The organism is Methylobacterium sp. V23 (genome assembly GCF_002917135.1).
GTDB lineage: Bacteria > Pseudomonadota > Alphaproteobacteria > Rhizobiales > Beijerinckiaceae > Methylobacterium.
Genome location: NZ_PDHT01000041.1, coordinates 24,559 through 35,256 on the forward strand (window position 1 = coordinate 24,559; position 10,698 = coordinate 35,256).

A 10,698-nucleotide genomic window follows, 5' to 3' on the forward strand; every position below is an offset into this window, starting at 1 on the left:
ACGTTAATGGATGCGTCCACCAGGACGGAAGACAGAGGGGCTTGTCGCAAACGCGCGTAGGACGTCGTCCACGGCTCGTTAGGCATACCTGTCCAGCTTGTCGCTCCATTCTGGAGCTGGCCCATGATCCTGCCCGCTATCGCTGCGACGCTGAAGCAGGGCGCCCAAGGCAGCCTCAAAGGCTAGCACTACGAGGCGGCGCTCATTGTCCAGGCCGTCTCCTGGTACCTGCGCTACCCGCTGAGCTACCGAGACATCGAGGAGCTCTTTCTGGAGCGCGGCGTCGAAGTGGACCAATCCACCCAAAACGGCTGGGTGCTCGCCTATGCGCCGCTGATCGAGAAGAGACTGCGGCAGGTCCGCAAACCGCATTGCGGCTCGGTCCGGATCGACGAGACCCACATCAAGGTGCGCGGCGAGTGCCGCTATCTGTACCGGGCCATCGAGAAGCACGGCAACCCGGTCGACTTCCTGTTGTCCGCCAACCGCGACCTCTACGCGGCCAAACGCTTCTTCCGCAAGATGCTCTCAGCCGAGCCGCTCTTTGCCCCAAACCGCGTTGGCACTGATGGTGCCGGCAACTACCCGTCTGCCAACGCTGAGAGCCACAAGGAGGGGCCTGTCGCGAACGTTCAAGGCCCGAAAAAATCATCTCTCAGCAGCACGGCACACACCCTGCTCACCCCGTTCGATGAGGTATGGAAGTCGCTTCGATGGGCCTGATATAGCCCCATCGAAGCGGCTAGTGCCTGCGTAGAGAGGATAATTTTCTAGGCCAAAAATCTTTGCGACAGGCTCACACAGGGAGGGGGCCTGCTTACTGACAGAGGTATCTGCCATCTTGCGCTGCCGTATGGCTTCGAAGGCGTCAACTCGCCAAAGCTCGTATCTCCGAGACACCATCGTGTAGCACGTAGCCGCGGCCCCAGACGGTCTCGATGTAGTTCTTGCCACCAGAGGCGTTGGCGAGCTTCTTGCGCAGCTTGCAGATGAAGACGTCGATGATCTTCAGCTCGGGCTCGTCCATGCCGCCGTAGAGATGGTTGAGGAACATCTCCTTGGTCAGCGTCGTGCCCTTGCGGAGGGCAAGAAGCTCCAGGATCTGGTATTCCTTGCCCGTGAGCTTCACGTAGCTGCCTGCGATCGCGACGGTCTTCTGGTCGAGGTTCACGACGAGGTCGCCGGTGGTGATCACCGACTGGGCATGACCCTTCGAGCGCCGCACGATGGCCTGGATGCGGGCGACGAGCTCGTCCTTGTGGAAGGGCTTGGTGAGGTAGTCGTCGGCGCCGAAGCCGAGGCCCTTCACCTTGTCCTCGATGCCGGCCATGCCCGAGAGGATCAGGATGGGCGTCTTGATCTTCGAGGCACGCAAGGACCGCAGGACCTCGTAGCCTGAGATGTCGGGGAGTGTCAGATCCAGCAGGATGATGTCGTAGTCGTAGAGTTTGCCGAGATCGATCCCTTCCTCACCGAGATCGGTGGTGTAGGTGTTGAAGCTCTCGGATTTGAGCATCAGCTCGATGCTCTGCGCGACGGAGGCGTCATCCTCGATCAGCAACACACGCATGGGCAAGATCCTCAGAAACTTAAATCCAGCTATAGAAATATTGCCAACAAATCGTTAAGGCGCATTATGCGCAAATATCTTGTGGCTGGTGGCCTGGGACACGTCACCGACGTTGAACCGGTGAGTTGATGGGGCTGCAGGTTTGCGCGAAGCTCTTTCGGGAACAAGCAACGATATGGATGATCAGGCAACATCATCACAATCCCGTGCCGTCAGCCTCACGGCTGAGCTCGTCGTCGCCTACGTGGCGAACAACTCCCTCCCAGCCTCTGAGCTGCCGGGCTTAATGGCAAACGTGCACGCGGCCTTGCAGGGCCTGACAGGTGCCGCATCGACCGAGACACCGAAGGCCGAAAAGGCGACGCCGGCACAGGTGCGCAAGTCGATCACGCCCGATGCCTTGATCAGCTTCGAGGACGGCAAACCCTACAAGACGCTGCGGCGGCATCTGACCCTGCGGGGCCTCTCACCTGAGGCTTATCGTGAGAAGTGGGGTCTGCCTGCCGACTACCCGATGACGTCGGCTGCCTACTCGGCGCAACGTTCCGAACTCGCCCGGAGCCTGGGTCTGGGTCAGCAGCGTCGCAAATCACCCGCTGCGGCAGCCGAGGGTGAGCAGACGCAAGGTGACGCTGCTCCTGCAAAGCGCCGTGGGCGTCCGCCCAAGGGCGCTGAGGCGCCCGCAGACGCCTGAGGCTGGCGGGCGTTAGGCTCTGGTGACAGGGGGGGATACGGCCCCCGGAATAGATTACTGGGGGCCTTGCGGCGGGACGGCGTCGGCGATGCTCTAGCTCGTCAAGCTGCAGATGACATCTACGACGGGTGCGAGAATCGTTCTTGCTGGGCCGCCGTGGTTATGTATGCAGAAGCCTGCGGTCGTCGATCTGTGGAACTGCTGCGGGCTGCGCACGGATCAGCAGTGTGCGTTGGGTACGCATGATCCTCAGCAACCTCTCTGTCCGTGCCAGTTCGGCTTGTGTCTCGGTCACGTCTCCCTCGTCCGCGAGCAAGACAGCGATGTGGATCATCTGCTCGACCCGTCGTCTCTCTGCCCCAGCAATGAGCCGGTCCAGGGCTCCGAGCCCGCCCTCCAGCGGTCCTGTCATCAAGGTAGCCTCAAGGAGTGAGAAGGCGGGGACGGACATCAACGCCTGCAATCCGAGCTAATCAGTATCTAGACTACAAGACCGCGCACCAACAAATGATCGCCCTGAGCCGCACCATTTAGAGATGGCCATCATACAATAATCACAATCATTAATGCTGAAGTTTACGATTTCTTAAGTTTCTGATACTGATATTACTTAAACGTCATGGAGCAAGACTCACTCAAGGGGCGTGAAATGTCTGAGCAGAGACGAGTGCAGAGGCAACCTTGCCGCTTGGACGCGCGGATTTTCATCCCGCAGCTTAGCGCCCCAGTCCGTTGCACGATCACCGACATCTCGACGCTCGGAGCCTTCGTACAGCCACACACACGTCGATCCGTTCCAGCAAGCTTCGATCTGTCCATTGGAGGGAGTAGCTCGCCTCGTGCCTGCCGCATCGCTCGACGTGAAGCTCACGGCTTTGGCGTCGAGTTCCTTGACCCTGTCCGTCACGAAGTCGAGGACCTGCTCATCGAGCACGCCTTCAAGGAAGAGATGGTGTTTGATGCACTCTACCCCTCCTTGAGCGGGGAGTTGACGGCGACGAAGATGCGCCTGCGTCACACGACCGATGCCATCATGGAGTTGATTGAGCGCCGTAGCGCGGTGAGTTGGCAACACACCAGCGCGGCCTAATCCCCGGCAGGCGCACGAGAGCCTACGGCAGAGGAGACGGGTGGGGTATCTCACTCAGGTTCGCTCCTGTCGGGTCCTGGTTTGAACATACCGAAAGTCCGCACGGCCTCCGCTGCGATCGCGCAAGTGGGGCTCACCTGCGGAGCACCGTTCAGGCGCGGGCGCACCCGTCTTCCTGTTGGCTGCGCTTTGCTCCAGGCTTGCAGAGTATGAGCATGTCGCTTTTTCCCGCCAGTCGGTTTTCGCTCCTGACCGCACTTTGCCGACGCGGCGGAGATATGCCGCCTCCTTCTGGTGGACGCTCGCACCTGACCCGCCGGGGCCCTGAGGCACGGCGTCCCCTTAAGCCTGAATGCCGCCTCTTCAGGTTGATTGTGCGGAGGCGCGATCAGTCCATCGCACGAATTGAACAGATTTTGACGACTGATCAGGCTGAGGCTTGCCGCGTGGCATCGCAGATGAGCGATGGTCGCCCCTACGACCTTTGGGGAGAGGATGGCCTGATCGCAACATGGCGAGCAGGCCGTGTGAGCTTGCCTTCGCGCGGGTAGGCCCAGCGCGAAACTCAGCCCCGGATGTCAGTCTGCTTTGGTGCGACCACAGCAAAGAGGTCGGCGAGAGCGACTTCATACACGCATCGAACTTTGCGGTGCTGATGCCGACGTCGCGCGCGGCCTCCTCGCGGCGCAGGCTCCGCCGGGGCACGACTTCCAGTTTGATCGGCGTATCAGTCTCGCCTTGTCCCTGCTTCATCCTCGGCATGACGCGCACAGCACGCGCTTGTACCAACGCGCCTTCCTCGGCTGTTCACTTCCGCCAACATGCGCCTGCCATTGCCGCACGACGACGACAATCGATCTCGTCACCAAACTGCCTTAGGAGCAGCGCAAAGGCGACGCGGCGAAGAACAACGGGTTCTATGACCTATGGTGTTCAGTGAAGGGAGCCGTACTCTGTCAGGCGCGTCACCTGAGCGTTCTCAAACTTGCTCGCTAGACGAGCGGCACAAGCTTCGGTCTTAGCCTTGGCGGCCTCAGCAGAGGGACAGCCGGTCACACCGATGATCTCGTCATCAGGCCCAAGACACACCGAAAGCCAAGGTAGGCCGGGAGCAGCCGGCTCGTAGACAACGAAGCGTACTCGCCTCACCACCTGCCCAATCACACTGCGCGACATCGACCACCCCTTTGACGTGGGTGGGATGATAGTGCCCAGAGGTGCTGTAACTCTGCGATAAGTCGATCAAATGCGATGGGTTGGGTGCGATCAGTCCGGCCTTATCGCGCCAGGTTAAGGGCGCATCTCTGCAGCGCTGCGCTTCTTGCGCCTGTCCAGGCTTTAATGTGCCCTGAGGCAAACGCGCCATTCCTGACCGTCCAGCCGCCGACACATCAAGCTTACATGATAGGCGGGCCACCCCTGGCTAAGGGCGGCCTCGCCGGTCGGCTGAGGTGCGCCTAGGAAGCCATGCTCCAGTGCTCCAAGCCTGATCGCTTCTCTACGTGGGCAGATGAGCCTTCATGTCCGGCCGCGCTGTAAGCCTCGAAGAAAGCTCCGTCGCTCACCCACTCATATTCGGCATTGGCGAGCCGCAGGATGCCACCTGTCTCGTCGAGGGCTTCTAGCAGCGGGCCAAATGCGCTCTCGACATCATCATCAAGAGTATCTGCAAATTCGTCCCGCAGCTCGTAGCCGATTTTCGCCAGAACCAAGAGAGATTTGAAGCCCATATCCTGCATAATCATTGCCTAACATTTGTTATCGCTGATCAGCGCTAGAGGCTTCTCTTACATACGACCCATCTTAATAATGCGCTAACGGCGATATACGCCTTTGTGGCATTCCAGATTTCACTCTAGTCACGAACGCTGCTGTGAAGGGCAGGAACGGCACACGCTGCCTGCGAGGTCACTCAGGGAAGAGATCGCCTGTTTGGCATATCGCTTACTCCCCAGAGTGCTTCGAGGTTTCCGTGGCACAGCCAACATGGTTGGCAAACCACTATCGTCCTCACATCGTATTAACTTCGCAGTGAAACATCGCGAGTGTCAGGACTCATAAACACCGTTTCCCCGACGGATGATTTCCAGCCATATTTTTCCGACATCGCCCTCGAAGAAGCACTGCGCAGATCCAGGACGATTTTAGAATGACGGGAAAACGTTCGTATTTCAGTCGAGCACTTGATCTGCCACTTAAGGTAGATTGTGGCTAGGATGCCTGAGCACGTTAGGCAATGGAAAGCCCCGCTGCCGTAGAAGGCGGGCGAGCGGGGCTTATCAGGGTGCTGCAATACGAACCAACAACGTCAGATGATGAAGTCGGCCGCTGTTAGATGCGTGACGTGCAGGATGTCGATCGTTGTGCCGTTCGCCGTCAGTGTCAGCCCATCGCCATGTGATGTGAGATGAGCCTGAACGTCGGCGAAGCTGCTGAGCCCAAGGCCGCGCACGTCAATCTGGTCGAACTTGGAGAAGTCCGCGATCACATCGTGGCCGCTGTTCTTGCCGAAGTAGAACACGTCCTTGCCGGCGCCACCAAACAGGAGATCGTCGCCCGCGTCACCTCTCAAAGTGTCATTCCCGCTCCCGCCATAGAGCGTGTCATTGCCGAGGTTCCCAACAATGAAGTCGTTGCCGCTGTCGCCTTGCACTACATCATCGTCGATGCCGCCGTTCAAGCGGTCATTGCCGGAGCCGCCGTGGATGCAATCGTTGCCGCTGCTGCTGCCCGAGATCGTATCAGCTCCCTGACCACCGTAGATCTTGTCGTCGCCCGGACCGCCGCTCAGGCTGTCATTGCCCTGCCGTCCGAGAAGGGTGTCATTGCCCGGTCCACCACCGGAGGTGTCGTTGCCAGGACCGCCGTCAACGAAGTCGTTGCCGAAGCCCGGCCGGATGGAGTCTGCACCGGGGCCGCCCTTGAGGTAATCGTTGCCGGGGATGGTACCGCTCGCGTTCCCAGTGCCCGTGATGATGTCGTTGCCAGGACCACCATCAACGGACGAGCCGATAAGGTGGGTATCATCACCGTTGGTGCCCTTGAGCGCGTAAGGCGCACCTTTGTTCGGTGGTGGGGCAATGCTGCAACCCTTATCGTGGCTAAAGTTGATGGCCATGAGTGCCTCCTGCTGGCAAAGCATTGTGGCAACCGATCTGCTTCCCACCAAGCAAGGCGCTACTAGGTTTGAGAGCCTAGAAACGCGCCACATGGCATTCTGAAGTGCCTAAGCCTCAGACAAAATCAGTCGTATCGTTCAATACTAAACAGCAAATATTCTACTGTAATATTCTCCTCAATGTTCAATAATATAAATTTTGATACTAAGTAGTAAGTACGCAGACCGCTTTCTGACTACCCAATCATGCTACTGTCTTCCACCCCACCCAGAACGTGAGGTTGCGAGCAGCCCCGTACGAGCAGGGCGGTACTGTTTTTAAATTTGAGATTTTTGCATTCCAGGCACCTTTTCCCAGCGGATCTAGGCGTCGGAAAAACCGCCGTATTCCAGATAATACTCCAGAACTGTACCAAGGTAATGCTTACGCTGACCTGTTCTAGTTTTACAATTGTGCATCGTCCTGCTCCGGCTGAGCACGCAGGACGTGGCTCTGCAAGCGAGGATCGATTGATCAGCTGCCAGGCGCTTGTAACAGCGTGGGGTGAAGTATTCTGAACACCATTGTATACTAATTTACAATCAGCATTCTATATCCCGAAAGATCCCACGGTATTAAGACGCAGCGCTAAAACGTAAGTTTGGCTTACAAGCCTATCTCCTAGAGAACTTTGCAGAGCGATCAGGATTGTGTTCATACTTATGAAGCATGGACTCGACATATAAATTTCGTTATATATATTATATACATCAGACTAGAAGTCTTTGAGATTATCGACTAAATATATAATGATAACAAATTCTATTTATTTATAAATTATTTCATAAACTAACAACTTGATAGTGCATTCTCCGTCTCGTCTTTATCAAACATTAACTTAAGCGATGTTGTTTGCCATAGCTTGGCCATATTCAGCCGCAGAATGACTGGAATAAAAGCAATAATAAACCAATAAAATCTTACCTTGGGGAATATAAGCATGATCGATCTGTCGAAGCGTGTGCTGAGCTTCAGCGACGAGTTCAACGGACGGAGCAATCTCAACACAAACGCAGACAGCCCGACCTGGAACACCACCTTCCAAGGCGGTACGCGCAACCTGCCGCAGTTCTACGAGAAGCAGCTCTACCTCGACGACAACGGCACCACCCTCAGCTCCGGTGGCCACGCCGACGCCGATCCCTTCAAGATCCAGGATGGCGCCCTTACCATCACGGCCGCCCCCACCACCGCGGCCGATGCCGACGTGATCAAGACGCCCTACACCTCGGGACTGATCAACACCGGCTCAGGCGCCTATGACTTCCGCTACGGCTACGTCGAGATGCGCGCCGACATGCCCACGGGCGCCGGCCTGCTGCCCGCCTTCTACATGGTGCGTACCGACAACGTGAAGCTGGGCGAGATCGACATCGTCGAGTACCTGGCCGACCGACCCAACTACCTGCACCAGACCGTGTGGTACTCCAAGGACGGCGTTAACACCTCGATCGACAAGACGGTGCGGGCCACGGTGGCCACGGACCAGTCGCAGGGCTACCACACCTACGGTGTCGACTGGCAGCCGGACTACACCACCTTCTATCTCGACGGTCAGGTCACCGGGCGCATGGTCACGCCTGAGTCGCTCAAGGCCCCGATGTACATCCTGGCCGACATGTCGGTCGGCTCCAGCTTCGGCAGCCCCGTCAGCGCTGGCACCCCTTTTCCAGCTCCGTTCAAGATCGACTACATCCGCGTCTACCAGGATGCCTCCAACTTCGCCTCCATCACCAAGACCGGGACCGCGGCCAACGACACTTTGTCGGGTGGCGATGGCGCGGACACCCTCTCGGGTGGCGACGGCAACGACACGATCCTGGGCGCGGGCGGGCACGACAGCCTGAGCGGCGGGGCCGGCAACGACCGTCTGCTGGGCGGGCAGGGCAACGACACGTTGGATGGTGGAGCGGGTGCGGATAAGCTCGAGGGCGGGCGCGGCGACGACACCTACATCATCAACAACACCGGCAACACCATCGTGGAGTTTGCCAACGCGGGCACCGATACGGTGCGCACCAGCCTGGCCAGCTACGCGCTCGGCGGCAATCTGGAAAACTTGGTCTATACCGGCACGGGTGCGTTTGCCGGCACGGGCAACAGCTTCGACAACGCGATCACGGGCGGGTCGGGCAACGACACGCTGGTGGGTGGGGCTGGCAACGACACGCTCAGCGGCGGCGCCGGTCACGACAAGCTGAGTGGCGGGCTGGGCAACGACGTGCTTTGGGGCGGGTCGGGCAACGACACGCTGACCGGCGGCGAGGGTGCCGACACCTTCGTGTTCAAGCGCGGCGACAGCGGCACGGCCTTCATCACCGATTTCCAGATCGGCATCGACAAGCTCGACGTGGGCAGCCTGGGTCTGACCACCTTCTCGGACGTTCAAGCACATGCGGTGATGAGCAAGGAAGGCAACTTAGTCATCACGGCGGGAGCGGAGAAGCTGGTCCTGCAGAACGTCAAGATAGCTCAGCTCAGCGGGAGTGACTTCAAGTTCAACGCCGACACCTCATCACCACCTTCTGACAACACTCCAGCACCTCCGCCTGGAGACACATCACCTACCCCAGCGCCGGATCCGTCATCTCCTTCCGTTCCTGGTACATCACCAGAGGCGGGCAAGCTCGTGACCGGCACCTCGGGCAACGATGTACTCATGGGTGGTTCGGGTCACGACACGCTGGACGGCGGGGCGGGGGCTGACACCATGATTGGCGGAGCGGGCGACGACACCTACACCGTCGACCACGTCCGTGATGTGATCGTCGAGATGGCCGATGAAGGCATCGACACGGTGCGCACCAGCCTGGCCACCTACACGCTCAAGGGCAACCTGGAGAACCTCGTCTACACGAGTTCGGGTGCGTTCAGGGGCGTGACCAACGGACTCGACAACGTACTCACGGGTGGGACCGGCAACGACGTGCTAATCGGCGGCGCGGGCCACGATACCCTCAACGGCGGGGCTGGCAACGACAGGCTCAACGGCGGCATCGGCAACGACGTGCTCTGGGGTGGGTCGGGCAACGACACGCTGACCGGCGATGCCGGGTCCGACGTGTTCGTGTTCAAGCGGGCCGATGGCGCCGGCACGAGCTTCATCACTGACTTCACGCTTGGCACCGACAAGATCGACCTGAGCGGGCTAGGCTACACCAGCTTTGCGGATGTGCAGGCACACCTGTCCACGGGTGCAGATGGGTTCGCTCTGATCTCGGATGCGGGTCACGACATCCTTCTACAGCACGTCACCGCCACGCAGCTCAAGGCCGCCGACTTCCTGTTCTCTTAAGGACCGGGCACAAAGAATTGTGCGGACAATCCCTGTGCGACCGCGTGGAACGGTTTGCTGTGCTCAAATGTTGTGTAGATTGTAGCAGCTTACCCCCAAGGTAAAGCAGACTAACTTGAGCGCATCGGAAACGGTGCGCTCTTTTCGTTTGGTTAACCCTTCCCTCCCCGGTTTGCGACGGAAGGGTTACCTCTCCCTTAAATGGGCTAAGGGTCGAGCACCGGTGCGATTGCGTTGCGGGGATCATCGGAGGCGAGCTCGAAGCTTACGAAGTCTCCGCGATCGCGCGATCGCGCTGGTCGTGGCAGGGGGACTTTGCAGTGCGGGTCGCGGCAAGATTGCTCGGGATTAGACAGGGCTTACAGGTTCCATAAATCATTTCGAAACGATGTTGGCGGGATCTCAGAGCGGCAGGGAACAAGTCCAGCCTACATCGGGTGTTGTCTCGACTTTTACCGATCTCCTGTACCTCAGCTTAAAACGCATCACTCAAGCTCTCGGATAATGAATTTACCGAGGGCTAACCGTGGACCAGATCTCAACCGCATCGTCTGCTGTCGTTGCGCCGCGCGCCGGCATGCAGCTGACCTTCAGCGACGAGTTCAATCGCTCAACGCTCGCTGATGATACTAATTCCACCTGGAACACCACCTTCCTCGGTGGTCTGCGCAACCTCACCACCACGGGTGAGAAGCAGATCTACCTCGATCAAGGCTCCACCACCCTGGTCTCGGGTGCCACCGTCACGGCCGATCCGTTCCATCTGCAGGACGGCGTGCTCTCCATCTCCGCTCGCCCAACCTCGCCCGAGCTGCGTGAGACGCTTGGCGGCATCAACTACACCTCCGGCCTGATCAACACCGCCGGCAACTTCGACTTCCGCTACGGCTA

General features: G+C 58.8%; 7 protein-coding genes and 2 pseudogenes. 5 read left to right on the forward strand and 4 right to left on the reverse strand.

Annotation, left to right across the window (positions count from 1 at the left end):
- Window positions 1–123 precede the first annotated feature (123 nt).
- A pseudogene (locus tag CRT23_RS24375) lies at window positions 124–723 on the forward strand (IS6 family transposase).
- Between the two features lie 145 nt (window positions 724–868).
- Here the strand turns inward: CRT23_RS24375 and CRT23_RS24380 are convergent.
- On the reverse strand, window positions 869–1,570 hold the full coding sequence (locus CRT23_RS24380; RefSeq protein ID WP_103712162.1) for a response regulator transcription factor CtrA: 702 nt from the start codon (window positions 1,568–1,570) through the stop codon (window positions 869–871).
- Between the two features lie 175 nt (window positions 1,571–1,745).
- Between CRT23_RS24380 and CRT23_RS24385 the strand changes: the two genes are divergently transcribed.
- Window positions 1,746–2,264, forward strand: coding sequence for a MucR family transcriptional regulator (locus CRT23_RS24385; RefSeq protein ID WP_103712163.1), 519 nt, complete (start codon window positions 1,746–1,748; stop codon window positions 2,262–2,264).
- A gap of 160 nt (window positions 2,265–2,424) precedes the next feature.
- Here CRT23_RS24385 and CRT23_RS28685 read toward each other — a convergent pair whose 3' ends face one another.
- Window positions 2,425–2,715 (reverse strand): hypothetical protein, encoded by a 291-nt coding sequence (locus CRT23_RS28685; protein WP_181017451.1) that lies wholly within the window; start codon window positions 2,713–2,715, stop codon window positions 2,425–2,427.
- 198 nt (window positions 2,716–2,913) lie between these two features.
- Between CRT23_RS28685 and CRT23_RS24395 the strand changes: the two genes are divergently transcribed.
- Window positions 2,914–3,354: a PilZ domain-containing protein gene (locus CRT23_RS24395; RefSeq protein ID WP_348628894.1), complete on the forward strand. Its 441-nt coding sequence runs from the start codon at window positions 2,914–2,916 to the stop codon at window positions 3,352–3,354.
- A gap of 1,457 nt (window positions 3,355–4,811) precedes the next feature.
- On the opposite strand, the gene CRT23_RS24400 is transcribed toward CRT23_RS24395, so the two are convergent.
- On the reverse strand, window positions 4,812–5,093 hold the full coding sequence (locus CRT23_RS24400; RefSeq protein ID WP_181017452.1) for a hypothetical protein: 282 nt from the start codon (window positions 5,091–5,093) through the stop codon (window positions 4,812–4,814).
- Window positions 5,094–5,662: 569 nt separating this feature from the next.
- Window positions 5,663–6,472: a calcium-binding protein gene (locus CRT23_RS24405; RefSeq protein ID WP_181017453.1), complete on the reverse strand. Its 810-nt coding sequence runs from the start codon at window positions 6,470–6,472 to the stop codon at window positions 5,663–5,665.
- 980 nt (window positions 6,473–7,452) lie between these two features.
- On the opposite strand from CRT23_RS24405, the gene CRT23_RS24410 reads away from it, so the two are divergent.
- Together CRT23_RS24410 and CRT23_RS24415 are read left to right on the forward strand one after the other, a co-directional pair.
- Window positions 7,453–9,807 carry a family 16 glycosylhydrolase gene (locus CRT23_RS24410; RefSeq protein ID WP_103712168.1) on the forward strand — a complete coding sequence of 785 codons (2,355 nt, stop codon included), beginning with the start codon at window positions 7,453–7,455 and terminating at the stop codon, window positions 9,805–9,807.
- 526 nt (window positions 9,808–10,333) lie between these two features.
- Window positions 10,334–10,698 (forward strand): annotated as a pseudogene (locus CRT23_RS24415) (hypothetical protein); the annotation flags it as partial.

Coding starts and splice junctions, on each gene's coding strand:
- CRT23_RS24380 (WP_103712162.1), bottom strand. CDS start 1,570: ATGCGTGTGTTGCTGATCGAGGATGACGCCTCCGTCGCGCAGAGCATC.
- CRT23_RS24385 (WP_103712163.1), top strand. CDS start 1,746: ATGGATGATCAGGCAACATCATCACAATCCCGTGCCGTCAGCCTCACG.
- CRT23_RS28685 (WP_181017451.1), bottom strand. CDS start 2,715: ATGTCCGTCCCCGCCTTCTCACTCCTTGAGGCTACCTTGATGACAGGA.
- CRT23_RS24395 (WP_348628894.1), top strand. CDS start 2,914: ATGTCTGAGCAGAGACGAGTGCAGAGGCAACCTTGCCGCTTGGACGCG.
- CRT23_RS24400 (WP_181017452.1), bottom strand. CDS start 5,093: ATGCAGGATATGGGCTTCAAATCTCTCTTGGTTCTGGCGAAAATCGGC.
- CRT23_RS24405 (WP_181017453.1), bottom strand. CDS start 6,472: ATGGCCATCAACTTTAGCCACGATAAGGGTTGCAGCATTGCCCCACCA.
- CRT23_RS24410 (WP_103712168.1), top strand. CDS start 7,453: ATGATCGATCTGTCGAAGCGTGTGCTGAGCTTCAGCGACGAGTTCAAC.